Annotated in this window: 24 protein-coding genes; 15 read left to right on the top strand and 9 right to left on the bottom strand. The window is 43.7% G+C overall.

Going from position 1 to position 25,106, the window contains the following annotated elements:
- The 5 genes from AC5JP1_RS11390 (at position 1) to AC5JP1_RS11410 (ending at position 4,029) form a co-directional block, all read left to right on the top strand.
- Entirely contained in the window at positions 1–528 is a 528-nt protein-coding gene (locus AC5JP1_RS11390) for a TRAP transporter small permease (RefSeq protein ID WP_493844190.1), read from the top strand.
- Positions 525–1,814, top strand: a complete 1,290-nt coding sequence (locus tag AC5JP1_RS11395; protein WP_493844191.1) for a TRAP transporter large permease — start codon at positions 525–527, stop codon at positions 1,812–1,814. Before AC5JP1_RS11390 ends, AC5JP1_RS11395 begins: the two co-directional genes overlap by 4 nt.
- Before the next feature lie 144 nt (positions 1,815–1,958).
- Positions 1,959–2,177, top strand: coding sequence for a dodecin family protein (locus tag AC5JP1_RS11400; protein ID WP_057761866.1), 219 nt, complete (start codon positions 1,959–1,961; stop codon positions 2,175–2,177).
- Positions 2,178–2,338: 161 nt separating this feature from the next.
- A complete protein-coding gene (locus AC5JP1_RS11405) occupies positions 2,339–3,385 on the top strand; it encodes a 5'-nucleotidase (protein ID WP_493844192.1) in 1,047 nt (348 codons plus the stop codon).
- Positions 3,386–3,426: 41 nt separating this feature from the next.
- Entirely contained in the window at positions 3,427–4,029 is a 603-nt protein-coding gene (locus tag AC5JP1_RS11410) for a rhomboid family intramembrane serine protease (RefSeq protein ID WP_493844193.1), read from the top strand.
- Between the two features lie 60 nt (positions 4,030–4,089).
- Here the strand turns inward: AC5JP1_RS11410 and AC5JP1_RS11415 are convergent, their stop codons facing one another.
- The 3 genes from AC5JP1_RS11415 to AC5JP1_RS11425 all read right to left on the bottom strand — a co-directional run bounded on the left by AC5JP1_RS11415 (position 4,090) and on the right by AC5JP1_RS11425 (position 6,925).
- On the bottom strand, positions 4,090–4,638 hold the full coding sequence (locus AC5JP1_RS11415) for a hypothetical protein (protein ID WP_319051066.1): 549 nt from the start codon (positions 4,636–4,638) through the stop codon (positions 4,090–4,092).
- 154 nt (positions 4,639–4,792) lie between these two features.
- Positions 4,793–6,661 carry a sodium:solute symporter family protein gene (locus AC5JP1_RS11420; protein ID WP_319051065.1) on the bottom strand — a complete coding sequence of 623 codons (1,869 nt, stop codon included), beginning with the start codon at positions 6,659–6,661 and terminating at the stop codon, positions 4,793–4,795.
- 3 nt (positions 6,662–6,664) lie between these two features.
- Positions 6,665–6,925 (bottom strand): DUF4212 domain-containing protein, encoded by a 261-nt coding sequence (locus AC5JP1_RS11425; protein ID WP_319051064.1) that lies wholly within the window; start codon positions 6,923–6,925, stop codon positions 6,665–6,667.
- 744 nt (positions 6,926–7,669) lie between these two features.
- On the opposite strand from AC5JP1_RS11425, the gene AC5JP1_RS11430 reads away from it, so the two are divergent.
- Complete coding sequence (locus AC5JP1_RS11430; protein ID WP_493844194.1) at positions 7,670–9,166, top strand: alanine/glycine:cation symporter family protein; 1,497 nt, start codon at positions 7,670–7,672, stop codon at positions 9,164–9,166.
- Between the two features lie 136 nt (positions 9,167–9,302).
- Here the strand turns inward: AC5JP1_RS11430 and AC5JP1_RS11435 are convergent, their stop codons facing one another.
- On the bottom strand, positions 9,303–10,940 hold the full coding sequence (locus AC5JP1_RS11435; RefSeq protein WP_319051073.1) for an electron transfer flavoprotein-ubiquinone oxidoreductase: 1,638 nt from the start codon (positions 10,938–10,940) through the stop codon (positions 9,303–9,305).
- 535 nt (positions 10,941–11,475) lie between these two features.
- Between AC5JP1_RS11435 and AC5JP1_RS11440 the strand changes: the two genes are divergently transcribed.
- The 4 genes from AC5JP1_RS11440 (at position 11,476) to AC5JP1_RS11455 (ending at position 15,293) form a co-directional block, all read left to right on the top strand.
- Entirely contained in the window at positions 11,476–12,261 is a 786-nt protein-coding gene (locus AC5JP1_RS11440) for a DUF1285 domain-containing protein (RefSeq protein WP_493844195.1), read from the top strand.
- Between the two features lie 449 nt (positions 12,262–12,710).
- Positions 12,711–13,589, top strand: a complete 879-nt coding sequence (gene murI / locus AC5JP1_RS11445; protein ID WP_493844485.1) for a glutamate racemase — start codon at positions 12,711–12,713, stop codon at positions 13,587–13,589.
- A 164-nt stretch (positions 13,590–13,753) separates the two neighbouring features.
- Entirely contained in the window at positions 13,754–14,758 is a 1,005-nt protein-coding gene (locus AC5JP1_RS11450) for a DUF4062 domain-containing protein (RefSeq protein WP_493844196.1), read from the top strand.
- A 235-nt stretch (positions 14,759–14,993) separates the two neighbouring features.
- On the top strand, positions 14,994–15,293 hold the full coding sequence (locus AC5JP1_RS11455) for a hypothetical protein (protein ID WP_493844197.1): 300 nt from the start codon (positions 14,994–14,996) through the stop codon (positions 15,291–15,293).
- A gap of 133 nt (positions 15,294–15,426) precedes the next feature.
- Here AC5JP1_RS11455 and AC5JP1_RS11460 read toward each other — a convergent pair whose 3' ends face one another.
- The 4 genes from AC5JP1_RS11460 to msrA form a co-directional block, all read right to left on the bottom strand.
- Positions 15,427–16,884 carry a lytic murein transglycosylase gene (locus AC5JP1_RS11460; protein ID WP_493844198.1) on the bottom strand — a complete coding sequence of 486 codons (1,458 nt, stop codon included), beginning with the start codon at positions 16,882–16,884 and terminating at the stop codon, positions 15,427–15,429.
- Between the two features lie 230 nt (positions 16,885–17,114).
- Positions 17,115–17,828 (bottom strand): DUF1499 domain-containing protein, encoded by a 714-nt coding sequence (locus AC5JP1_RS11465; RefSeq protein ID WP_493844199.1) that lies wholly within the window; start codon positions 17,826–17,828, stop codon positions 17,115–17,117.
- A gap of 50 nt (positions 17,829–17,878) precedes the next feature.
- On the bottom strand, positions 17,879–18,592 hold the full coding sequence (locus AC5JP1_RS11470) for a thiopurine S-methyltransferase (protein ID WP_493844200.1): 714 nt from the start codon (positions 18,590–18,592) through the stop codon (positions 17,879–17,881).
- Between the two features lie 182 nt (positions 18,593–18,774).
- On the bottom strand, positions 18,775–19,296 hold the full coding sequence (msrA, locus tag AC5JP1_RS11475; RefSeq protein WP_493844201.1) for a peptide-methionine (S)-S-oxide reductase MsrA: 522 nt from the start codon (positions 19,294–19,296) through the stop codon (positions 18,775–18,777).
- Between the two features lie 235 nt (positions 19,297–19,531).
- On the opposite strand from msrA, the gene cmoA reads away from it, so the two are divergent.
- Genes cmoA through AC5JP1_RS11490 form a run of 3 tightly spaced genes read left to right on the top strand, consistent with a single transcriptional unit; the run spans position 19,532 to position 21,613 of the window.
- Positions 19,532–20,329, top strand: a complete 798-nt coding sequence (gene cmoA, locus AC5JP1_RS11480) for a carboxy-S-adenosyl-L-methionine synthase CmoA (RefSeq protein WP_493844202.1) — start codon at positions 19,532–19,534, stop codon at positions 20,327–20,329.
- A 50-nt stretch (positions 20,330–20,379) separates the two neighbouring features.
- A complete protein-coding gene (cmoB, locus tag AC5JP1_RS11485) occupies positions 20,380–21,414 on the top strand; it encodes a tRNA 5-methoxyuridine(34)/uridine 5-oxyacetic acid(34) synthase CmoB (RefSeq protein WP_493844203.1) in 1,035 nt (344 codons plus the stop codon).
- A gap of 37 nt (positions 21,415–21,451) precedes the next feature.
- On the top strand, positions 21,452–21,613 hold the full coding sequence (locus tag AC5JP1_RS11490; protein ID WP_493844486.1) for a DUF1176 domain-containing protein: 162 nt from the start codon (positions 21,452–21,454) through the stop codon (positions 21,611–21,613).
- A 95-nt stretch (positions 21,614–21,708) separates the two neighbouring features.
- Here the strand turns inward: AC5JP1_RS11490 and AC5JP1_RS11495 are convergent, their stop codons facing one another.
- Complete coding sequence (locus AC5JP1_RS11495; protein ID WP_319051053.1) at positions 21,709–21,927, bottom strand: DUF2788 domain-containing protein; 219 nt, start codon at positions 21,925–21,927, stop codon at positions 21,709–21,711.
- Between the two features lie 431 nt (positions 21,928–22,358).
- Between AC5JP1_RS11495 and argS the strand changes: the two genes are divergently transcribed.
- Positions 22,359–24,188 (top strand): arginine--tRNA ligase, encoded by a 1,830-nt coding sequence (argS, locus tag AC5JP1_RS11500; protein ID WP_493844204.1) that lies wholly within the window; start codon positions 22,359–22,361, stop codon positions 24,186–24,188.
- An 87-nt stretch (positions 24,189–24,275) separates the two neighbouring features.
- Positions 24,276–25,076, top strand: coding sequence for an SPOR domain-containing protein (locus AC5JP1_RS11505; RefSeq protein ID WP_493844205.1), 801 nt, complete (start codon positions 24,276–24,278; stop codon positions 25,074–25,076).
- The last annotated feature ends 30 nt before the right edge of the window (positions 25,077–25,106 follow it).

Here is a 25,106-nt window from a genome sequence, read left to right on the forward strand (position 1 = left end):
ATGGCATTTTTAGTCAAGCTCAGTGTCTTAATTTCTAGATTGTGTCAGTTTATCGGCGGGGTCAGTCTTATTATTATCGTGCTGACCACCATGCTAGACGTTACTGCACGCTATATCTTCAAGCTTAGCGGCGGTGAGCTTGGATTCACCGTCAAAGGCTCCGTCGAGATTGTTTCTTACTTCATGCTATTTGCATTGCTTGCCGCCTTTGCCGCTTTCGTCGAGCGCTCGCAAATCATCGTTGATGTTTTTACCCAAAAGATGCCGCAGTCTATCAAAGGCTACCTCATGGGCATCTTTATGCTGGGTTTTTTTGTCATCGGTGTCGTTTTCGCATGGGGTCTCTACGAGAGTGCCATTGATGCTGTCGAGTACGGTAAGGTTACCCAAGATCTTCGACTGTCTATGATGCCTATTTATATGATTAGCGCGTTCTTAAGCTTACTACTTGCCATTCGCTCATTGATCGAATCCATTAACATTTTTAAGACAGGCGAATTCTTTGACGCCGAGGAGACAGGCGCATGAGTCCAGAGATTATCGGAGCCATTGGCCTAGTTGTCATGATCCTGCTTGTTATCCTACGGGTGCCCGTTGCCCTTGCCATGTTAGGTGTGGGTTTGGTAGGCTTCGGTGCGGTTACCGCGCCCAGTGGGGCACTACAAATGCTCAAAGACATCCCTGTTGATGTCTTAGCAAAGTATGACTTTAGTGCCATTCCCTTGTTTATTCTAATGGGCGTGTTTGCCACTCACTCTGGTATGGCAGGTAAGCTTTTTGAAGCCACTCGAACCATATTTGGTGGAGTGAGAGGTAGTCTGGGTATTGCAGGTATAGGATCGTCTGGTATCTTTGCCTCTATCTCAGGTTCCTCGCTCGCCACTGCGTCTACTATGACTAAAGTGGCGCTACCGCAAATGGAGAAGTATGGTTATCAGCCGGGATTTGCCTGCGGTATCTTAGCCGCTGGTGGTACTTTAGGTATCATGATTCCACCGAGTATTGCTTTACTTGTCTATGCCATCTTAACCCAGCAATCGGTTGGTGATATGTTTATCGCAGGTTTTTTACCGGGTATGCTGGGCATGGTAATGTACTCTATCACCGTTATGATCATGGTACGCTGGAAACCGCATTTGGCACAGCGCGGCGAAAAAACGTCTTGGAAAGCCAAACTACTATCTTTGACGGGCTTAATACCTTTTAGCTTTATCTTTATTGTGATTATTGCCGGTATCTTCTTTGGATTATTTACGCCAACAGAAGGGGCCGCAGTAGGAGCGTTTGTCTCTTGGGCTTATGCTTTTGCCAAAGGCATGCGTTTAGACGGTCTCAAGCAGTCATTGATTGAGACGTTAGCACTCTCTGCCGTGGTGTTCTTTATGCTATTAGGTGCAGAGGCATTGGGTTATTTTATCTCAGTGTCGCGTTTATCATATTCGTTAGCATCTTGGATTGGTGGGTTGGCTGTTAGTCCAATGATTGTGCTGATCTGTATCCTGTTCATGTACTTCCTATTAGGACTGTTCATGGATGCGCTAGCAATGCTAGTAATCACCATTCCCGTTGTGTACCCAATTATATTAGCATTAGGGTTTGATCCAGTCTGGTTTGGCATTATTGCAGTATTGACGGTAGAGCTTGGTTTGATCACGCCGCCGATGGGGATGAATATCTTTGTGATCAAGGCGATGGCACCGCACATTAAGTTGTCCGATATGTTCCGCGGGGTGGCTCCATTCATTGTCTCTGACGTGATTCGATTGGTAATCTTGGTGGCATTCCCTGCAATATCGCTGGTGTTGTTGGGGTAAGTCATACATAAAGTAACATAGATACACTGTTGTATACGGGGTATAACGCTAGAATGATTGAGAGACAGAAAGCCAAATGGACATTTTTATCATTATTCTGTCTTATAAAAATCATTCTAAAATCATATGGATGCGAAAAATATTATGACTATTGCTAAAAATATCGAGATCAGCAGTACTTCTGAAACCAGCTTTGAAGATGCTATTCAACAAGGTATCGCAAGAATCTCTAAGACAGTCAAAAATGTTGAAGGTGCTTGGATAAAAGAGCAAAAAGTAGGCGTTACTGATGGAAAAATCAGTAAATATCATGTCATTATGATTGTAAGCTTTGTCATCGATGATGGTACTGATATCAGCTAAACGTTGATAAAGATAAAAAAGACTGCAATCGCAGTCTTTTTTTTGCACAAAAAACGGTCATTAGTAGAACTACGATATACACGAGTAGCTACACGGCATACTTTTATATATAGTAAAATAAATCCTCTAATTCTCAATACTTATCATAGAAGCACATATTTATGGCTGTCGATTTTAGTAATACGCTCATTGTCGCAATCTCTGCAACGGCGCTTTTTGATTTAACAGAGTCGGAAAACTATTTGTTAGCGTTATTAGAAGAGCGGCCTGAGAGCGCTATAAAAGAGTTTCGAGATTATATGACAGCGCGTGAAAACGATACGCTAAATAGTGGTGCAGGCTATCCATTGATCAAAGCATTGCTAAACTTGAATGAGTATTGTGAAAATAAGCAGGATTTAGAAACGGAAACGCCTTTAGTAGAAGTCGTTATCGTTTCAAAAAGTAGCCCAGATACAGGCATTCAAGTGCTGAATGCAATTTTAGAACGCGGTATCAATATCTCACGCTCGGCGTTTATTTCAGGCAGTCCTGTAGCGCCCTATATAGAAGACTTTAATGTTGATCTGTTTTTGACCACCAACCGTGACGATGCCCAGCAGGTGGCTGATGCCAATATCTGTGCTTGTGCCATACTAGACGCAACGCCTGTCAACACTTATGAATTGGATACTCAGCAGCTACGTATTGCTTTTGATGGGGACGCGGTACTGTTTGATGATTCAGGTGAGCTGCTGTACAAGCAAAAAGGATTGCGAGCCTTTCATGATCGTGAGGTGCAACTGCGTGATCTACCAATCGAAAAAGGCCCTTACGCTGAGTTGTTGATTAAACTATCAAATTTACAAGAGCGTCTACCAGCGGGACTCAAATATTCTCCAATCAAAATTGCTCTAGTGACAGCTCGTAATGCACCAGCTGACTTACGTGCCATAAAAACCTTGCGAGAGTGGGGCGTCAATGTGGATATGGCGTTTTTTTTGGGAGGGCTTGAGAAAACAGCGGTGCTCAGAACGTTTGCACCGCATATTTTCTTTGATGACTCAATCAAGCATATTGATGCAGCACGTCGTTTCATACCTACGGCACTCGTTCCCTATCATTCAACATCGTTGCTGCATGGGGATAGTTACTTAACCGCCAGTAAGGATGCATCACTGCTGTCGTTCAAGCCTGCTGTACACCCGTTATTTGCTATAAATCAATAAAGCACATATAGATGCGTAAAATATAAAACATAGGATGGGATATGGATTGGCAGCAGTTGCTCAGCTTGATCGTGACACGAATAAAACAAGTTATCGGCTTATATGCTTTTGTACTCATACCGATGTGGGGAATGTTTTTTCTAAATGAAGTGGTGTTATTTGGTCTGTGGAATATCTTTGGTATTGTACCGCGTACGTTGGATGTAGGCAGTATGATTGGGGTATTTGCGTCATGGACCATGCATGGCAACCTGTCACATTTGACCGGCAATACCGTGACATTATTACAAATTTTATTTTTATTTGGGTTATTTGAAAAGAATGCCTATCGGACAATTATTAAGCTGATCATTGCTTCGGGATTGGTCACTTGGGTGATTGGATCACCGTCTTCTATCCATGTCGGCGCATCAGGATTGTGCTTTGCCATGTTCGGTTACATGATAGGCGGCGCTGTGTTTGCTAGGCGCTGGGGTTACCTGATTGCTTGTATTGTGATGGGTGCTGGCTATTGGCTAACCATCAAGCAAGGATTGATGCCGCAGCAAGGCATCTCGTTTGCTGCACACTTCGGTGGTTTATGCGCCGGATTACTATTGGGGGCTAACTCCAAACATACGTATTCAGTAACTGATCGGCGCTAATAAAAGCAACTTACTATCAGCGTTTAATGAATCAGTATCGTCGTACTAGGCGTTATTGAATCAGATGCTTGCATCAGTACAGACCCTAATAAATAAAAGGTCGTCTGTAGCCAGTTCTCGCCATGCGGTAGTTTGTTTGACGTGTTCATCAATCGAAAGGTTACTGTTTTTCTGCGGTATCACATAGTCTGCCCGAGCAGGGGTGTCACAGTCGATCACTTGTAGGATCTTTTGCACACTTCTGCGCCTCTCAAACAGATACAAATTGACCAGATGCATATTTGGGTCATCTACTTGTACGCTAGCATTGCCAGTATCTGCCGCGATAAACCGTAATACTTGCGGCTTAATATAAGACCAGGGTCGAAACCACTCTGTACTTTCGGCAGTTTTGACAACATTGACTCCTTCAGGCAACTGACTCACTTGTTGGTCATACCAGTTGTACTCTTGATGTATTTGAAATCCAAAAATACCAATTGCAGCAAACAAGGGCACCAGCCACCTTGGCGCGCGCTTACCTGACAGCTTACTGAGATGCGCTATGATCAACGCCACCCCAGCCATACCGAATGCGGCAGTTATGGTAGCGATAAACTCAAAAAGCATAAGTATTCCTTAATGCACTAGTCGTCAGGTGTGTTGAACAGTATAAGTACCGTCTAAAAGTTATTCTAATCAGTAACAGACAAAAAATCACTCACCAGCAGTGACTGCTAGTGAGTGAGATAGAGTAACAGAAAGCATAGCATCATTCGTCAAATTAATGATCGACTGCACCGCCAGCACCGCGTGGTGAGCGTACACTCTCAACCAAATCTTGAATGTGTAGCGGTGGTGCTTTGGTCGCATAAGAGACAATGAATGCGACGATAAAGTTAAGCAATGCACCAACCGCACCAAATGATAATGGTGAGATACCAAATAGCCAGTACTCTGCAGTATCAGGGAAGTTGGCAGTACCGCTAATAAAGAACCAGCCTTTGAACACAAATATATAAACCAAGATACTAATCAAACCTGTCAACATACCAGCGATAGCGCCAATATTGTTAATACGTTTTGAGAAGATACCCATCATTAAGGCTGGGAAAAGGGACGCACCAGCGATACCAAATGCGAGTGCGACGACCTGCGCGGCAAACCCTGGCGGATTCATTCCTAGATAGGTCGCAATGACAATCGCGACACCCATAGTGATACGCGCAACTCGTAGCTCTCCCTTATCAGTAATGTTTGGATTCAGGTTTCGTTTGATTAAGTCATGACTGATTGCTGATGAGATGGCAAGTAAGAGACCAGCGGCAGTGGATAGTGCAGCAGCAAGACCACCTGCGGCGATGAGACCAACTACCCAAGGTGGTAGCTGTGCAATTTCTGGATTGGCCAATACCAAGATATCAGCATTGACATCCAGCTCGTTACCGGCCCAGCCTGCATCGGCAAAGCGGCCATCAACCTCTGTATCGTGGGCGAGACGTGCAGTCTCGACAGCAGTCGTCGCAGCAGCTATATCGCCGCCTTCGGTTTGGGCGTTGGTCAGTGCAATCTCTGCTGCACCAAGTCCACTATCATTGTACATCTGAATACGACCATCGTTGTTAAGGTCAGTATATTTGATTAGACCAGTATCTTCCCATGTTCTCATCCAGTCAGGACGTTGATCATAGTTGATAGCAGGCTCTGCAACCCCTTGTGGGTAGATAGTATCAACAAGGTTTAGACGTGCCATCGCACCAACGGCAGGTGCCGTAAAGTACAATAGTGAGATAAATACCAATGTCCAACCAGCTGTCCAGCGAGCATCGGCAACTTTAGGAACGGTAAAGAAACGAATAATAACGTGTGGTAGACCCGCTGTACCAATCATAAGTGATAACGTAAATAGCACCATATTTAGCTTATTAGGTACGTCAGCGGTATATGCCGTGAAGCCCAAATCAGTGACCACTTGATCAAGCTTGGTCAAGATAGGAACACCAGATTCGATATGGTTCGAAAACAAGCCCAAACCTGGGATTGGGTTGCCCGTTAATTCAAGTGAGATAAAGACAGCAGGAATCGTATAAGCAATGATCAGAACCACATACTGCGCAACCTGCGTATAGGTAATCCCTTTCATGCCTCCAAGAACCGCGTAAAAGAAAACAACGACGGCCGCGATAATAAGACCTGTGTCGTTATCGACCTCTAAGAATCGTGAAAATGCAACACCAGCACCCGTCATCTGACCGATAACATACGTAGTAGAGGCAATAATCAAACAAACAACAGCAATCATGGCAGCTGTTTTTGAATAAAAACGATCACCAATAAAATCAGGCACGGTAAATTTACCAAACTTACGTAAATAAGGCGCAAGTAACATGGCTAATAGGACATAACCACCTGTCCAACCCATTAGGTAGGTGGATGCACCATAGCCACCAGCAGCAAGTAAACCTGCCATAGAAATAAAGGATGCGGCACTCATCCAGTCAGCTGCGGTTGCCATACCGTTCACAACAGGGTGAACACCGCCGCCGGCCACATAAAACTCACTGGTAGATCCTGCACGAGCCCAAATCGCAATACCGAAGTATAAAGCGAATGATAGACCCACAAAAATAATATTAATGACATACTGGCTCATGGTCTATTCCTCGTCTACGCCATATTGTTTATCTAACTTATTCATACGCCATGCGTAGAAGAAAATTAAAATAATAAACACCACGATGGATCCCTGCTGGGCGAACCAAAAGCCCAAGTCAGTACCACCAACCTTGATGCCGGCTAAGAGAGGACGTAGCAAGATGGCAAAGCCGTAAGAACATAGCGCCCAGATAACTAGGCTACCTGCAATGAGACGGATATTGGCTCGCCAATATCCAGATGGATCGTTATGACCTTTCATAGGACAACTCCTTTTGTCTTCTAAAATATCCACTATATAAAACGTCTTGAGCCATTCTTATGATAAATACCGTCATAAAAATAGACTGAGACCACTTTATATAGTACCAATGACGATGCACCGCCACATATGTATTTATCGGCAATTATTTAGCAAAATAAATACAGTTTCGGACACGACATTGAACCCTTGAATACAACTATCAAATAGCAAATATAGGATTTATCGAGGAAGACAGAAGGGTAGGACTATCCGGTGTCTTTTTCTTAATCTCGTCTTCCTGACAAGAGTTCTAACAATTTTAACGCTTTAAACTCGAATACAAACTGATCATTATAAAATATTACCAACGAATGTAGGGTTATCTTAGCATGATTAAATAAATATGATTACAAACAACAAATCATGTTTATCGTTATTTTTGCCAAAAATTAGTTTGGAAAAGGTAGCGATAAACAAGTGCATGACTGAAAGTGTATAACAAATATCCAGTATATGCATTTAATTTGTTACTCAATATATTCTATATAAGATGATTTACAAAGATTATTTATTTCAAAAATAAAAATAAGGAACCAATAACCAAACGTGATGGTCGCACGCGACTGAATATCTATATCATGCACAGGACATTTTGGTATCGGACAATATGACAGAGTTGTTTAGTTAGGATTTTGATCAAGCAAAATACGGTATCAATGCAAAATTAAAATGAAGTATATAAAGCGTGAATAAGGAGTCCGCATGAATGAAGGGATAATCGGTTGGTTTAATAGCATCGTTAATTATGGTGTTGGCATTATTTGGGGTAATAACGATTGGTTGGTCGCGAGCAACCCTTGGTACGGGCTACTAATGTTCTTACTGATAGGTGCGGGCCTTTACTTCACCGTTGCTACACGATTTATCCAGTTTCGGCACTTCGGTCATATGTGGAAGTTGCTGCGTGTATCTAACCAAGGACGCAAAGATGGCGGTATCAGCTCATTTGAAGCATTGATGACGTCACTGGCAGCGCGCGTGGGTACTGGTAACTTGGCAGGTGTGGCAATTGCCATCTATTTAGGTGGACCAGGTGCTGTGTTCTGGATGTGGATGACGGCACTTGTCGGTATGTCGACAAGCTTTATCGAATCAACTTTGGCGCAAGCATATAAAGTACCGCATAATGATAATGTGTACCGCGGTGGCCCTGCTTACTATATCGAAAAAGGTCTGGGCAAGCGCTGGCTTGCGGTATTTTTCTCGTTGTGTTTGTTAGTGGCGTTTGGTTTGGCATTCAATGGCGTACAGTCCAATACCATTGCCCAAGCTACCAATGAAGCGTTTGGTATCCCAACGTGGATGACAGGATTGATATTGGTAGTATTGGTAGCGCCAGTGGTATTCGGTGGGTTACGTTCAGTGGCTCGTATCGCAGGCAAGATCGTACCCGTTATGGCGATCTTGTATATTTTGCTAGCACTATTCATTATCGTCACCAACTTTAGTCAATTCCCAGCCGCAATCGCATTGATTATAAAATCAGCATTTGGTTTTGAACAAGCGGCAGGCGGTGTGATCGGTTATGGTATTGCACAGGCCATGATTAACGGTATCAAACGTGGTCTGTTCTCTAACGAAGCAGGGATGGGCTCAGCACCGAATGCTGCGGCAACGGCAAAGAGTCATCCGGATCACCCAGCAGTACAAGGGTTTATGCAGATGCTAGGCGTATTTATGGATACGCTTATTATTTGTACTGCAACAGCATCAATCATCATTCTATCTGGCGTGGTCGATCCCAATGTCGAGCAAGAAGGTATTCAGTTAACCCAGTTAGCGCTGTCGCAATATGTGGGTGACTTGGGTGTGATATTTGTCGCGATTGCTATTTTCTTCTTCTCATTCACCTCTATCATTGCTAACTATAGCTACGGCGAGTCAAATCTTGAGTTTATCTCTGGTGCGAAAAACGCCAAAGTGATGATTATGATTTTTCGCTTTTTAGTGCTTGGTATGGTGTTTGTTGGTGCTGTTGCCAGCCTACCTGCCATATGGAACTTTGCTGACTTGTCTATGGGGCTGATGGCACTGGTTAACTTGGTAGCTATTTTAATGCTATCTCCTGTAGCGCTGCGAATCTTGCGTGACTACGAGCGTCAGGTAAAAGAAGGTAAAACAGGCGATCAGATTAAATTTAACCCTGATAATTTCGTAAAACTCAAAAATGAAGCCAACCGTGATGCGTGGACAGATTAAGTAGCATTGATCAACGAAAATGGTTTGTTCTAGGCATTAAAAAACCGCCTTTCTCCTACGAAGAGAAGGGCGGTTTTTATTAGAGTGCAGTTTTAATGATCTTAACTGCACCAGCGTGAACCAGAATTACTCTGATTTACATGTTTGGATAGTTTGGACCACCGCCACCTTCTGGTGTTACCCAAGTGATGTTCTGTGAAGGATCTTTGATATCACAGGTCTTACAATGTACACAGTTCTGCGCATTGATGACAAACTTAGCACCTTCAGCATCTTTGACCACTTCATATACACCCGCTGGGCAGTATAGACGTGCAGGCTCAGCATACAATGGTAAGTTGATCGAAACAGGCACCGTTGGATCAGTCAATTTTAGATGCGTTGGTTGATCTTCTGCATGGTTGGTATTAGAGATAAACACCGACGACAACTTATCAAATACCAGTTTACCATCAGGCTTGAGGTAAGTAGGCTGATAAGCGTGGTTAGCACGCTCTAACTGATCATAGTCTGGAGTGTTGTCATGTATGGTTAATGGCATCTTACCTTTTAGCAAATTGTGCTCGATAAAGATAAAAGCACCGCCCATGAACTGCCCCATACGATGCATCGCTGGTGAGAAGTTACGCGACTCATAGTTGTCCTGATATAACCAAGATTCTTTGTACATGGTGCTATAAGCAACCACTTCATCATGCTGACGATCTGCTTGTAGCGCCTCAAAGATCGCTTCGGCTGCGAGCATACCTGACTTCATCGAAGTATGAGTACCTTTGATTTTTGCTGGGTTCAAGAAACCTGCATCATCACCCACTAATACGCCGCCTGGGAAGGTAAACTTCGGCAGTGAGTTAAGACCACCTTTGGTCAACGCACGGGCGCCATAAGAGATACGCTTGCCGCCTTCTAATACATTCTTGATAACAGGATGTGTTTTCAAACGCTGCATTTCATCAAAGGGAGACATATAAGGGTTGTGGTAAGACAAATCAGCCACAAGACCAAAACTTACTTGATTGTTTTCATCAAAGTATAACCACCAGCCACCAGTTGAGCCAGTTTCAGTCAATGGCCAGCCAAGACCATGCATGACAACGCCTTGCTCGTGCTTCTCAGGGTCGACGTCCCACAGCTCTTTTAGACCAATACCATAGTGCTGAGCATCAGAGTCTTTGTCTAGATCAAAACGGCTGATCAAACGCTTACCCAAGTGACCACGACTACCTTCAGCAAAGATAGTGTATTTGGCAAGCAGCTCGTAACCCGGCTCAAAGCTAGGCTTGGCTTCGCCATTAGCGGCCACACCCATGTCACCCGTCAACACACCTCGTACCGAGCCATCGTCATTATATAAAATATCATCGGCAGGGAAGCCTGGGAACATCATGACTTCAAGCTCTTCTGCTTGTACCGCTAACCAGCGAACCACATTACCCAATGACACGATGTAGTTGCCATCATTGTGCATAGGTCCTGGAATCAACGAGTGAGGCACTTTGGTTGAGCGTGTGGCAGAGTTCAGATAATAAAAACGGTCTTCTGTCGCTGGCACATTAAGCGGCGCGCCTTTTTCTTTCCAGTCTGGAATCAGCTCATTGAGCGCACGTGGCTCGATAACGGCGCCAGATAACGTATGAGCACCAAACTCTGAGCCTTTTTCGACCACACATACCATAAACTCGTCGTTACCTGCTTCGATAGCGAGCTGGCGTAAACGAATAGCAGCAGACAGACCTGCAGGTCCACCACCAACGATGATAACGTCGAATTCCATTGATTCGCGCTCGATTTCAGGTTCCGCTGCCACAGGCTCTACAACTGGAGCTGCTGTCTCTGTTGCTACTGGCGCATCAGCATTCACAGTGTTGTCATCAACGACTGGCGCTTGATTGTCTTGCTCTTGCATACCTACTCCTAAACTTTAGTGGCTTATCTCAGGGCATCATTAGCTTAACAACTGAATAATAGACTTGCGGCGCTAACGTCACTCAGACATATGGCTGCCCGATAAAACTGTCTTTGCGGTATCAGTTAATACATCGGTGTCGTGAATAATTTATTCAAGGATATCAACACATAACGTAAATTATGTCATTAACATAATGACCGCTTGACCATCTCAATAAAAAATCGTTACTCATTATAAAAGAAAAGTCCTACAAACACGATACGCATTTATGAGTATAGGTGTTAAGGTTATATTGAATAAACGAGTGTGCTTGAACAATATCGTTTCATCATACCCGAAACAAAAATTTATAGTAATAATAGATTTGCCAAACTTTGAATACTAAATAAAGGATTGAGCGATGAGCAATGATAATAACAAGACTAATGAAGATGTAAATTACAGTGCTGAAGCCCCAACTGACAAGGCCTCTAGCATGAATAATGTAGATGCATTAAGTCAATATCTCAAGTCTGCTGCTGGGGCGCGTGAAGGGCGTGCGATACCACCACTCGACAAATGGCATCCTGAAGATATTGCCGATATGGATCTGGTCATAAAAGCAAACGGTGAGTGGTGGCATGAAGGTGGACAAATGACCCGTGAGTCATTGGTCAGTTTGTTTGCGACTATTTTGTGGAAAGAAGAAAATAACGGCGTTACTGAGTATTTTCTGAAGACGCCAGTACAAAAAATACGGATTCAAGTCGAGGATGCCCCGCTTCTAATTAACGATGTTGGTATCGTCCATGAAGACGATGTGAGTTGGCTGGAGTTTACGACGACAACTGGTGATGTAGTGCGTTTGGATGATGAGCATCAAATCACACTACAGGCGTATAATCCTAAAAATAATGATAAAGCGGCGCCTGCAGATCACTCATCAGACATTGAGTACAACGACCTTGAGAATGAAAATTTTAGTGAAAGCCTCAAGAGTGAAAATACGGATCAAAGTAAAAACGTTACGACCGATGAGCCAGTACGCCCTTATATGTTGGTTAGAAATGGCTTGACCGCGCTTATTGGACGCAATACCTTTTACCATTTGGCAGAGATTGGTGAATTGACAGAACGTAATGGTGAGACCATATTGACTTTACAGAGTGGTGGACAGGCTTACTCATTATCTATGCCAGCTAATTGAGCTATTAAGCTGCAATAATGTAATAGATAGCAATCAACAGAGAGACTTCTATTGATTGCTATCTGATGGCGAATGTTATAGGTTTATAGCTTTTACAAATTATAGTGGTCTGATAATGGCTTGCTACGTTGAGATTCGTCGTACAATTAAGCTGTCTTTGGATCATGACCAAACACTGGAATCACACAAAGTTTAAGACGTTTAATTGAGTGATGAAAACATACATAACATGAAGATAATCACATGCATACAAAACTGGCGGTAGAGTAGACATGGATACTACCGCAAATAACATCATGATAGTGGAGCCTGTGCAAGCAAATTCTCTAGCGCGCGTAAACACTTTAGACGGTAATTCTGTTAAAGACGCTAGGATCGATAAAGCTGATATCAGTAAAAACAATATTGTCAAAAACAGTATTGGTAAAAGCAGTATCGGTGAAAACAATATGGCTGCTAATTGTAAAGCGCGTCATGCGCCAATAGGATTGTTTGATTCTGGCGTTGGTGGTTTATCTGTTTATCTACATTTAGCTCAACAACTACCCGCTGAACATTATATATATTACGCTGATACCCTCAATGTCCCCTATGGCAACCGCGATAGCGAGGACATTGAGACGTTGACATTGAATGCGGTGGAGTGGCTGTATCAGCAAGGTTGCAAGTTGATCGTTATTGCTTGTAATAGCGCGTCCGCTTATGCTTTAGACAGAGCAAGACGTTGCTACCCAGAGCTGCCTATTGTCGGCTTAGTACCTGCACTAAAGCCTGCTGTATTGGCCAGCAAGAGTGGACATGTTGCAGTACTGGCTACCAAAGCCACTTTGAATGGTACATTGCTCAATGATGTCATTAGCAATGTGGCTGACCCTAATGGCACATTGGTTACCAAATATTTTGATCCACAATTGGTGCCTTGGGTAGAGTCTGGAATGCCAGTGCAAGACGAAACCGCACAGCGATTGCGTCAACAGATACAAGCATTTGCTGATGATGGCGTGGATCAGCTGGTGTTAGGTTGTACGCATTACCCATTTTTCAAAGCGTTTTTGCTTGATGAGATTGTACGACAGCAGCTATCGATACAAGTGGTTGACTCTGGGCAAGCGATTGCTGAGCGAGTCAAGCAGTTACTGGTAGCAAATCAGATGTCTGCAAGCTTAGATAGTAAAACAAAAGATTATCATTCAGAAGTGATTAGTAAAACAAAAGTTGATATTAGTTATCCATTAACTTTTCATGCTACCAAATATAGTGATAGACTAGGCGCTTTAGTTGTGCGTTTGCTTGGTAGAGAGACTGTGCTGCAATACCACACTGAGTAAGTGCTGATAGTACTATTCAAGCTAATCCTTACTCATTTTGTTGATTTATTTGAAACAAGCTGAGTGCAGTTTTGTTAGAATATGCTAGGCTGCGCAGAACAAGATATTTGTGCTCTATTTCATCTTACACCTATTTATGCCATCACCTAAGCTCAGAGGTAATTGTGCCAAACCGCCGCTATCACCATATTCATGTTATATGCGCTGACAACGATCAATCGTTAGTCTTGGATAGCTTAGCGATATTTTTTCAAGCACGTGCATTTTTGACTTATGATGTGTCTAGCAAGCTCCCCAAAGCCTCTTTATATGGTCGTCAATGCATAGATTCCTGTGATTATGCGTTGATGATTATTGGAGACAGCTACGGAACTGTGCAAAAGAATGGTGTCAGTCAGATGCATCTGAGTTATCTAAATGCCAAAGCCAAGCTCAAACCATTATTAATCTTGGCAAAGAAACACCATCATGAACTGGATGTTAGCCGGCAATTACAAGAGCTTATCAAAACGGTATCTAAGCAAGACAATCAAATATATTATTATGAATCAGAAGATGATATCGAGCCGCTACTCGTCCAAGCCTACTACAACACATTGGCGAGTAATAGAGTAGAGGGTGGCTGGATAAGAGCCACTGAAGAGATTATCAAATTTAGCAATCAGACTGTTGCTGAAAGATTTGCTGATATTTTGGCAATTAATAAGAATACAAAAAAACAAGCCCCTGTAGAGGATAACTTTGCGGATGACAATGTCAGCCAGCCCATTGTATTGACAGAGACTTTCACTGTGAAATACACCGCTCAAGCCTATGAAGGTGGTAATCTAAAAGACGTGACTCGCGAAATTACCTTATCTTGGCAAGAGATATTGGTTGCTCTAGTAAAAATACCTTCTACGTTTTCTAGCTACGGTCTACAAAACGCTATCAACCGTCTAATCGCACCAAAAGCTGAGATAGACATCAAGAATGATATGCCAAATGTTCACGCTGTCTCACGTTGCCAAATCGCTCAAGATGACTTAAACAACTTACAGCGTCAACTGGTAAGCGCAAATTGGATACAGCTGACGACCTATGGTACGCGGCTATCACAAGAGCTTTGGAAGCTCACTTTTTATGCAAAAAATTTACTAGTAAGTAATTCCTCCCAAACACACGAGTAAAGCCAGTTCTTGGCGTACACTAACCTTGTGACATTCAATAAAATATCCGAAAAAACACCACTTCTGTCTATGGCTACGTTTTGTAATACAAAGCATACGCGTCACTGGTTGTGAATCGACTCAGGACTCGTGATAATAAGAACCATCAGATAACGATCTTATCTTTATTAAAACTTGTAGCAATTAAAAATACATAAAATGCAAAACAACATTGATCTATTAAGGAGAACACATAATGAGTAACGATAAAAATGACAAACTGTTAAGCGAGATTGATGGTCTAGAAAAAAGCATGCATGACGCCGATCAGTTTCACACGTTAGAAGAGCAAGTGGCAGACATGAAGCGTCGCGGCATTGATCCAAGCCAAGCCTACAAAGATTTGGATAGAAAAGCAGAAGACGAAGACTGGGGCGATGCCACTTGGAAAGAAAACGGTAAGTGGGAACCGAAAACTGCTGCTGATCTAGATGACAATGCTCGTGAAAATTGGGATGGTGATAACGGTAAGCCAAACCCACCACCTATTGTCTAGATCTGTAATGACTAATGTAGTTAATACAAACTCACAATGACAGACCCGCATTGATACATAAGAAGTGAAAAAAGCCACGCTATGATTAGCGTGGCTTTTTTAGTGCTCTAAGATAAAGCGGTTCAGTACGTTGTTATAACCCTTCGTCAATACGAACCAGCTTAATCGTACCATCGGCACTAGTGGTGCGGCGATAGCGTGCATTGCTAGAGGGTGATGGACTGATCGATGGTTGAGACGAATAGCTATTGGGCGTTGTTTGTTGCTGAATCAGTTGCCCCATACGATCGGCTGGTGCAGGGTTTAATGGTCGACTGTTTATTGGTTGCCCGTACTGAGTTTGGCTTGGTGCTGAACTGCCAACGATAGCGCGATAGAATTTTTGGCCTGCGCGTCCGTCAGCTGGAAAAATACCACGGCTAGATTGATATTGTTGAATAGCGGTACGGGTGTTGTCGCCGATGATGCCATCAACGCCGCCAATATCATAACCAGCATTGAGCAATGCTTGTTGGATATCTTTCGCCTGTTGGCGACTGATACCAGGATCATCTGTCGGCCAAGCAGTTATAAAGTCGGTTTTACTACTGTCTTCACGAGTAATCAAATCTGATAAGTGCGCGATAGCCAACGCATAGTTTTCTGAGGCGTTATAAGAGTAAAACGTATCGAAGTTTTTGCCGACTAGAAACGCAGGACCATCGATACCAGCAGGTAGCAATAAGCCAGCACTACTTAAATCATAAGGTAGCGGGCTACCGTTGGCGAGGGTCAGACCTTGATTGCGCCAGTGGCTGATAGATTTTTTATCTTTACGATTTGAGGCTGCCCAAAATCCATCAGGCAACTTGACTTCGTAACCCCAAGGCTCGCCCGTGCGATAGCCACGATTATCTAAGAAGTTTGCGGTAGAAGCGAGCGCATCAGGAACACTATTGACCAAATCTCGGCGCCCGTCACCATCGAAATCTACTGCCAGCTCCAAAAAGGTGCTGGGCATAAACTGCGTCTGTCCAAAAGCACCTGCCCATGATCCCGTCATGTCACTGGGTGCGATATCACCATTTTGCACAATTTTTAGGGCATTGGCGTACTCACCTTGGAAGTAGCTTTGACGACGATCGAAGCAAGACAATGTCGCCAATGATTCGAACAATGGCTTTTTACCCAATGTCTGACCAAAGTTAGACTCTACGCCCCACACACCCAGTACGTGTTCGGCTTTTACACCGTAGCGTGCCTCAATTTGGCGAAGCGTTGAGCCCCATTGACGCTTGGCTCGGATGCCATCTTCGACACGCTCTTTGTCTACTAGCGATGATAGATAGTCCCAGACATCTTTTTGAAACTCTGGCTGGTAGTTAAGCGACTGAATGACGCTTGGATCAGGCTGGTTTGGGCGATAGTTATTAAAAGTGTAGCTATTCACGCCACTAAATTTACTTGAATTTTTTAGACCATCCAAACACTGCTGAAACTCGCTATTAGATAAATCTGGTGCTGGTGGCTGAGCGGCTTGAGCGGTGCTTGCGAGACTAATGCCAACTGCAACACTAAGCAGTGACATGGTAGAAAAGGGAGTGAAACGCATGAAAATATCCTATAAACGTCAAAGTGGTTACCAAAAGGCAGATAACAAAAGGTAAAACGCGATATTAACGTAGAGTAACCAATCTAAACAGTAAAGAAAAGCTGCCGAAGTACCAAGATTATAAATGGTTACGATAAATTGACGATGGCGTGAGGTTGGGAGAGGGTTTAGCTTTACCAGAACGTCAAGAGTCAAATAACATCTAATTGTTTTTGGTAGATATAATTTAATTACTCAGCCAATACACTATCTAATTCATTGATAAATGTACCAATTCGCGCCGCGTTTTTGCCCAAATCGCTACCACCAACCCGCGACTTGCTGCGTATATCTACTAGGCGCGCGCTATCGTTATCAGTGATGCGCACGATAATATCGTCTTTAAAGCCAAACCAAGCAGTCGTATCCGTCGCTTCGATGATGCCATTATCTACATCCATATTAACCAATTTCCAGCCTAAGTTCTCAACAGCTTGTTTGGTTGCCCTAATCAATTCAGGTTGAGTTTGATCATAACGTAATGTTTGTAGGTCAGGATATGCCTCGCGCTGTTGCTCTGCTGCCTCGATACCAGCGTAAGCAGCTGGATTAGGCGCGTCAGCACGCAGTGGGGCAATAGCCACAAATGCAGGCGGATTTACCAAATCAGTAGAGATATCATGAATGGGTGGTACTTTTTTGGCAGTATTCATCATGTTAAGCGGTATGGCAATGGCGGTTATCGCAAGTAATGCTGATATTAACGCGCTACCAGCGCTCGCTGTGTTTCGTTTAAACAAAAGCTGTATAACTAACAGTATTAAAGCTGCAATACCCGCAAACACGCCAAACTTAAACCCTGCAAAGGCAGTCGCTAACTCAATCATGCCAAATTTGTAGAGTGGGCCTGCGAGCGCGACCAGTAAGACGGCGATTAAACTTATCAGACTAACGAATATTTTCATTCCGCTTTTTCCTTGTGATTTAGTACTGATTAGTCGCTGCGCAAACTGGTTTATTTATGACTTAATAGCCAAGCATGCTCTGTAACTTTTAGATCAGGTGCAGACCCTATAACAGTAGGCACATTTGCCAGTTCACATATTTGAGAGTGACTGCCATAGTACTGCTGTAGTTGTTCTTCACTGATAGAGAATGGCGGTCCATTTTTCTTGCTTTGATCATAATTCAATGTCATTAAAAGCTGCGGTGCGACGTTATTGTCAATGCTATCGACGCTGACAGATTTGCTTACATTACCACTAAGCTGTCGTATCTGCTCACTATATTTTGTTCGCATATCAACTGGTAGGGCAATCAATGCCGCTTTGTCATATACTGCATCGATAGGACCAACATCTGTAGGGGTAAGCGTAAAAATATCGGCGACCCATAATGTAATAGTTCGCCGCTCTTCACCTTCTATCAGTTGACCTTGATAGCATGTGATAGCTGGGTTCTCTACATGCCGAGACACAACAGGCTGGATATTTTGTTCAACAAAGAAATCCTGCACCGCTGACTCTACTAGCTCAACACCAACCACATCATACCCTTGTGCAGCTAGCCAAGCCATATCAATAGACTTACCACACAGCGGAACAAAAATACGGCTGCCCGCTGCTAAATCTAAGCGGTCAATATATTTAACTAGCAATGAATTAGCAGCCGACTGATTAAAACCAATGCGTTTTTCTTGCCAGCGTTTGTACCAAAACTCAGGGTTCATATGTGAGATCTCTAACAGGTATGGTGTATGTGGAGGGAGCGTTTACTATAAATATTAACTGTGGATATAGTCAACGATAATAAAAAGCCAAACACCTATCATATAAGTGTTTGGCTTAGGTATTTTGCTCGCATCGTACTCGGTTTTTTGAACAATACGATGCTCAATTTCTTTAATTAAAATCAACTTACCATGTACTTGCTAAACTCTTTACGCAATTTAGCCAGTTTTGGTGGTATCGCAAAGTTGCAATAAGCCTGTCCTGGATTGCGGTTAAAGAAGTCTTGATGCGCATCTTCTGCTTGATAAAACTCAACCGCAGGGTGTACTTCTGTGACGACATTGACGCCCATATCGCGTAGCTTATTGATCGTGCGATCGACCGTAGGTTTTTGGTCTTCTTCGGTATAAAAGACCACGCTGCGATACTGACTGCCAACATCATTGCCCTGACGATCCATCGTGGTGGGATCATGCGTGGCAAAGAAGACGTCGAGGATGACTTCTAGTGGAACAGTCGTCTCATCAAACTCGACTTTGATAACTTCGACGTGACCAGTTGTACCGCTACATACTGCTTCATAATTGGCAGACACTGCATCACCGCCCATATAGCCTGAGACAACAGATTGTACGCCTTTCACGGACAAAAATACCGACTCAGTGCACCAAAAGCAGCCGCCGCCTAATACGATTGTTTGCATAGTTTTTTCCTATTATTATAAATATGGATTAAGCACTGTATTTGGTTGTAATGTTCTCATTTTTCAATGCCTCATTAGTCCTAGCGCTATTTATTCAGCTTAGCAGGCAAGCCAAAGGCAATAAGTAACAAACAGTAATGTTATAATGAGCTTTTGCTATCTTGCTTATTTATCAACTGACAGTGACAAGCAAAATTCATCAAGTAACGCCTAACGTAAGTTCTATTATTAAAAAATGAGTCGCCCCATGAGCCAATCGCAGCCTGCTATCAAACATGACACCCTATTTGACAAACCGTTTACCACGCCGCTGGATAAAGCAGCGCGTTTTTCCTTTGATGAGCAAGTGGTGGCTTGTTTTCCCGATATGATTCGTCGTAGCGTGCCTGGTTATGGTCAAGTTTTAGCGATGCTACCAATATTTGCCCGTCGTCATTGCAAGTATCGTCAGCAGAGCGATAGTGGTCAGCGCGTTAGTCGAATTTATGATTTGGGCTGCTCATTGGGTGCCGCCAGTATGACGCTGGCAGGCGAGTTTGAGCCGCAAGACCTGCAGATTAAAGCAATTGATATCTCCCCTGCGATGACGACGGAAGCGACGACGTTATTGAGTGATAACTATCCTGAGCATGATATCGAGGTGATCACTGCAGACATTCGCGATGTTGAGCTTGAGCCATGCGACATGGTGATTTTAAATCTAACGCTACAGTTTTTACCAGCCGCCGATAGAGTCGCGGTATTAGAGAAGATTTACGCGGCATTAAGCGCAGGCGGCATACTGGTATTAACCGAAAAAACCCATGCTTTTGATGAGCAGTATGATGCATGGTTGGTTGAGCGTTATTATGATTTTAAACGCGCTAATGGCTATACCGAGATGGAGATTAGCGGCAAACGTAATGCGCTAGAAAACGTCCTGATTACCGATACGCTAGATGAGCATCATGCACGGTTAGATCAAGTTGGCTTTAAACGTCATCTGACGTGGTTTCAGTTTTTGAACTTTGTCTCTATTGTGGCGTTTAAATAAACCTTACTTTTAACACAGTTATTTCTTAATCAATACGGTAACCTGTTCTTATGCTCAACGACACCATCACGCACGCCGAACGCGAATTATATCTAACCCTATTAGAGCTGGCTCAGCAGTACCCAAGCGCTTATGAATGGCTTAAGCAATTACCAACATGGTTAAATGCTATCAAAGACAAAGCCAACTATGCGCACGCACCTGCTTACCAAGCGTCAGTCGCTCGTTTACCAAATTTGACGGTTAATCATGTCGATCTCAATAGTGATGTACTGACGATTGATGCAAGTCTTAATCAATCTCAATATAAACAAACCACCGCGTTATTAAAGCAGCTGATGCCATGGCGCAAAGGCCCATTTCAGATTGGTAATGATGAATCAGGTATTAAGATTGACACCGAATGGCACAGTGATTGGAAGTGGCAACGCGTCGCGCCGCATTTGAGTAGGCTTGACGGTCGCCGTGTACTGGATGTCGGCGGCGGCTCTGGCTATCATGGTTGGCGTATGGCAGGCGCAGGGGCAGATACCGTTATTATCATCGATCCCTCTTGCTTGTTTTACCATCAATTCATGGCGATTCGTCATTTTGTGGGTAGCGCGGATGCGCATGAGACAGGTCGTTACCGCACGCATTATATTCCTGTACCGCTTGAAGCGTTGCCTGAGCACAGTCAGTTATTTGACACCGTATTTAGTATGGGTGTGCTCTATCATCGTCAGTCACCATTCGAGCATTTACAGCAGCTTAGAGGCCAGCTCGTAAAAGGTGGCGAACTGGTGCTTGAGACGTTGGTCATAGAGGGCGATGCCAATACAGTACTGGTACCACATGATCGCTATGCGCAGATGAATAATGTGTACTTTTTACCGTCAGTGGCGGCATTGACAGGCTGGCTAGAAAAAGCAGGATTTGTCGATGTACGCTGCGTGGATGTCGCCGTCACCTCAACTGAGGAACAACGAAAAACGGAGTGGATGACATACCATTCATTAGCAGATTTTTTAGACCCTAACGATGCCGCAAAGACTATCGAGGGCTATCCTGCGCCTATGCGTGCGACTTTGATCGCAAAAAGATAGCAGGTACCGTACTGGACAATACTAGGCAGAATAAGGTATTAGTGACTGTTGGAATCGCGCTGTATGGACGTGGAATGGTCAAACGCTTGCTAAGAGCGAAGAGTCGAGTACGGGAATGTGTCGAGGCTTTGCTGGTGGAGCATGGGATCTGCCAACTTATGTGAGTAAGGTCGTAGAAAATAATAGGAATGCTCACTAGATAGCTGTTTAAGACGAATACCTGATATCTTATTGACCATATTGGTTATGCGCTATATGTGTTTGCTGCATAATCAACACATAAAAAATGACCTTTTACATCAGCCATTTTTTGAAAGCGACTTCCATGACTATCTTAAGTATGAATCCCACAGAGCCTGCCCCTAGTGCCAAAAATATCCAGAATGTACCTGCGCGCCCAGCGTCAGATTTTTTGGAGATATCCCACATAATAAAGAATAAAAAAGCGATGAAAATCGGCAGTAAGACGTACAGTCCCCAACTGGTGACCGTACTGGCAGCAATAGCAAACATGGCGTAATCCTATGAAGTAGTAACGCATCTCCTATATTTTAGAAGAGCCGTACAAACCGCTATTATAACGTGGAAGCAGATAGGTATAAACGACTGCCCAGTGTTGGGCAACAGGAACGCTACAATTGAGCGTGCCATTCGCTGAGTTGCTGTATGTGCGTGATATCAACTTTGCGTCGTTAAGTATAAGCGAGTACGTGACCAATTTTTTATTGTCATCAATTATCAGTCGTAGCTGTCATAACAGTAAGATTTTGGTGCTAATTTTAGTGCAAATGGTGCAATACATCGTAAAGATTGTTATATTTACAGGTTACTTATCTTTTTACGTTATTTTATCCCTGCAATGTCGGTCGCTATTACTATAAACCGTTATTAATCGCTCGTATTTGCACCGCTTTTGTTGTCTATTTAATTGAGTTCAGATCCCTATGTCACAAGCCCAAATTGATACGCTTGCATCCCTATTTAATGATGCGATTCAAACCCTACAAGCAGATGGTACGCTACCAAGTGATTGGCAAAACAACAGCCAAATCACCCGTACTAAAGATCTTAGTCATGGCGACTTTGCCAGTAACATCGCGCTCACTGCAGCAAAGGCTGCCAAAGCCAATCCGCGCCAACTCGCTGAAAAAATTGTCAGCGCGTTGCCTGAGAATCAAGATATCCGCCAAGTAGAAATCGCAGGCCCAGGGTTTATCAACGTATTTCTAAATTCAGAAGCTAAGTTTTCAGTACTAGACGATATCTTTAGCTTGCAAGAACGCTTTGGTTTGAGTGACCAGTTTGATGGTCAAAAGGTACAAGTCGAGTTTGTATCCGCGAATCCAACCTCAAGCCTGCATGTCGGTCATGGGCGCGGTGCTGCGTTTGGTATGAGCGTATCTAACCTGCTAGAAGCAATCGGTTACGACGTCACACGCGAGTATTATGTCAACGACGCTGGTCGTCAAATGGACATTTTGGCGACCAGTACCTATTTGCGTTATCTGGAGTTAAATGGTGAGCAAATCACGTTCCCAGTCAATGGCTACCAAGGTGACTATGTCAGCGATATCGCGCAGACGTTAAAAACGCAACATGGCGATAGTTACGTACATGATTTTACACAAGTTGCCAAGGACGCACCAGAAGATGCCAAGTTTAAGATCAATGCTGATGGCGAAAAAACGCTCATCTCAGGTGATAAAGAAGCACATATTGATGGTTTGATTGCGAATAGCAAGGCACTACTTGGTGACAGCTATGCGCTGTTCTTGAATGCCGCATTGAGCAGTATTTTGGCGGATATCAAAGATGACTTAAATGACTTTGGTGTGAGCTATGAGTGCTGGTTCAGTGAGCGCTCTATCGATAGTGAGATTGAGCCTGTGCTTCAGATACTTGATGACAAAGGCTACTTATACGAAAAAGACGGCAATATCTGGTTCAAGTCGACTGACTTTGGTGATGAGAAAGACCGCGTGGTGCGCCGTGCCAATGGTCAATCGACGTACTTTGCTTCTGACATTGCTTATCACAAAAACAAGTTCGATCGCGGTTTTGATAAAGTGATTAATGTGTGGGGCGCTGACCACCATGGTTATGTGCCACGCGTAAAAGCGGCGCTGCTCGCGTTAGGTATTGATGCAGAGCGCCTTGATGTCGTATTAGTGCAATTTGTGGCGTTGTGGCGCGGCAGTGAAAAAGTACAAATGTCTTCACGCTCAGGGCAGTTTGTTACCTTACGCGATCTGCGCGCAGAAGTCGGCAATGATGCAGCGCGTTTTTACTATGTTGCCCGTAAGCCTGAAGTGCATATTGATTTTGATCTAGAGCTTGCCAAATCACAGAGTAAAGACAACCAAGTGTATTACATTCAGTATGCTCATGCGCGCGTCTGCCGCGTATTAGAAAAGCTACAAAGCAATGGTCTTGCGGTAGATGATACCGTTGGTTTAGCGCAGCAAGACCTGCTTAATGCGCCCAATGAAGATGAGCTGATTAAGCTATTGGCAGGCTATCCAGCAACGCTATTACGTGCAGCGACAGGCTATGAACCACACGTCTTGACTAATTATCTAAAAGAGCTTGCTGCATTATTCCACGGCTGGTACGACACCAATCGTATCTTGCCGGTCAGTGTCACATCAGGTGAGACGCCAAGTGCTGACGAGCTGGACTTAATGCAAGCGCGTTTGCGTTTGTCCAAAGCTGTTAGACAAGTATTAGCGAACGGCCTTGGTCTGCTAGGCTTGTCTGCACCCTCTGCTATGTAATAACTTTTTACTACGTGAAATAAGTGTAGACAGCTGATAGCATTAATTCGATGATGATAGTTAAATTCAGTAGGGAGAACGAGATCCATGCTAGCCAAAAAACCCAAAGGCGCAACAGAAAAGCGCAAATCAAGTAGCGTATCAGGCTTATTGTGGATGTTTGTTGGGGCTGTATTGACCCTTATGATAGGGGTGTTTATCTACCTCTCACCATTATTTAACTTTAGCCCCGCGGATAGTAGTGCTGAGAACGATCCTGACAGACAAGTACAGCCACGCGTGGATACTGATACTGATAATGGTGATTATGAGTTCTATGATATTTTGCCCAATCAAGAGATGGCAACCATCCCTGATGAAGATATCGCAGAAATCGATAACGATCAAATAGGGGATATCGACGAGTTCGAACCAGATGTGGTGGTGACTCAACCAGAGGGCACATCGACCAATGGCGTAGATGGTTCTGGTAGCTTTGGTAGTGCCGACAATGCTGCAGGTGATAGTGGTAATGATGCCGCGAACGATGATATTGTAATTGTTGAAGAAGATGCGACTTATGACGGAACGCCGCCAGCTAGTAGTAATCCTACAACTCGAAACAACACTGCAGGAGCAGGTACGGCAAGTATCCAAGCGGCTAAGCCTGCTGCGACTTATATCTTGCAGATCAATAGTTTTAGTGATGCAGATGAAGCGGATCGCCGCCGCGCCCAAGTTCTGATGGCAGGTGTTGATGCTAGAGTAATCAAAAACACCACAGGTAATGGCTTACCGATCTATCAGGTAATCTCGCGTCCGTTAAATAACCGTCAAGCAGTGACAACAGCACAGCAGCGCCTACAAAACAATGGTATTGATTCTATTATCGTTGAACAGCGCCGCTAAATGTAGGCTAAGCAATACGTATCAGGTGAA

The organism is Psychrobacter sp. H29, assembly GCF_059073055.1.

Excerpts from the sequence above, each read along its gene's own strand:
- AC5JP1_RS11390 (WP_493844190.1), top strand. The coding sequence starts at position 1 with ATGGCATTTTTAGTCAAGCTCAGTGTCTTAATTTCTAGATTGTGTCAG.
- AC5JP1_RS11395 (WP_493844191.1), top strand. The coding sequence starts at position 525 with ATGAGTCCAGAGATTATCGGAGCCATTGGCCTAGTTGTCATGATCCTG.
- AC5JP1_RS11400 (WP_057761866.1), top strand. The coding sequence starts at position 1,959 with ATGACTATTGCTAAAAATATCGAGATCAGCAGTACTTCTGAAACCAGC.
- AC5JP1_RS11405 (WP_493844192.1), top strand. The coding sequence starts at position 2,339 with ATGGCTGTCGATTTTAGTAATACGCTCATTGTCGCAATCTCTGCAACG.
- AC5JP1_RS11410 (WP_493844193.1), top strand. The coding sequence starts at position 3,427 with ATGGATTGGCAGCAGTTGCTCAGCTTGATCGTGACACGAATAAAACAA.
- AC5JP1_RS11415 (WP_319051066.1), bottom strand. The coding sequence starts at position 4,638 with ATGCTTTTTGAGTTTATCGCTACCATAACTGCCGCATTCGGTATGGCT.
- AC5JP1_RS11420 (WP_319051065.1), bottom strand. The coding sequence starts at position 6,661 with ATGAGCCAGTATGTCATTAATATTATTTTTGTGGGTCTATCATTCGCT.
- AC5JP1_RS11425 (WP_319051064.1), bottom strand. The coding sequence starts at position 6,925 with ATGAAAGGTCATAACGATCCATCTGGATATTGGCGAGCCAATATCCGT.
- AC5JP1_RS11430 (WP_493844194.1), top strand. The coding sequence starts at position 7,670 with ATGAATGAAGGGATAATCGGTTGGTTTAATAGCATCGTTAATTATGGT.
- AC5JP1_RS11435 (WP_319051073.1), bottom strand. The coding sequence starts at position 10,940 with ATGGAATTCGACGTTATCATCGTTGGTGGTGGACCTGCAGGTCTGTCT.
- AC5JP1_RS11440 (WP_493844195.1), top strand. The coding sequence starts at position 11,476 with ATGAGCAATGATAATAACAAGACTAATGAAGATGTAAATTACAGTGCT.
- murI (WP_493844485.1), top strand. The coding sequence starts at position 12,711 with ATGGCTGCTAATTGTAAAGCGCGTCATGCGCCAATAGGATTGTTTGAT.
- AC5JP1_RS11455 (WP_493844197.1), top strand. The coding sequence starts at position 14,994 with ATGAGTAACGATAAAAATGACAAACTGTTAAGCGAGATTGATGGTCTA.
- AC5JP1_RS11460 (WP_493844198.1), bottom strand. The coding sequence starts at position 16,884 with ATGCGTTTCACTCCCTTTTCTACCATGTCACTGCTTAGTGTTGCAGTT.
- AC5JP1_RS11465 (WP_493844199.1), bottom strand. The coding sequence starts at position 17,828 with ATGAAAATATTCGTTAGTCTGATAAGTTTAATCGCCGTCTTACTGGTC.
- AC5JP1_RS11470 (WP_493844200.1), bottom strand. The coding sequence starts at position 18,592 with ATGAACCCTGAGTTTTGGTACAAACGCTGGCAAGAAAAACGCATTGGT.
- msrA (WP_493844201.1), bottom strand. The coding sequence starts at position 19,296 with ATGCAAACAATCGTATTAGGCGGCGGCTGCTTTTGGTGCACTGAGTCG.
- cmoA (WP_493844202.1), top strand. The coding sequence starts at position 19,532 with ATGAGTCGCCCCATGAGCCAATCGCAGCCTGCTATCAAACATGACACC.
- cmoB (WP_493844203.1), top strand. The coding sequence starts at position 20,380 with ATGCTCAACGACACCATCACGCACGCCGAACGCGAATTATATCTAACC.
- AC5JP1_RS11495 (WP_319051053.1), bottom strand. The coding sequence starts at position 21,927 with ATGTTTGCTATTGCTGCCAGTACGGTCACCAGTTGGGGACTGTACGTC.
- argS (WP_493844204.1), top strand. The coding sequence starts at position 22,359 with ATGTCACAAGCCCAAATTGATACGCTTGCATCCCTATTTAATGATGCG.
- AC5JP1_RS11505 (WP_493844205.1), top strand. The coding sequence starts at position 24,276 with ATGCTAGCCAAAAAACCCAAAGGCGCAACAGAAAAGCGCAAATCAAGT.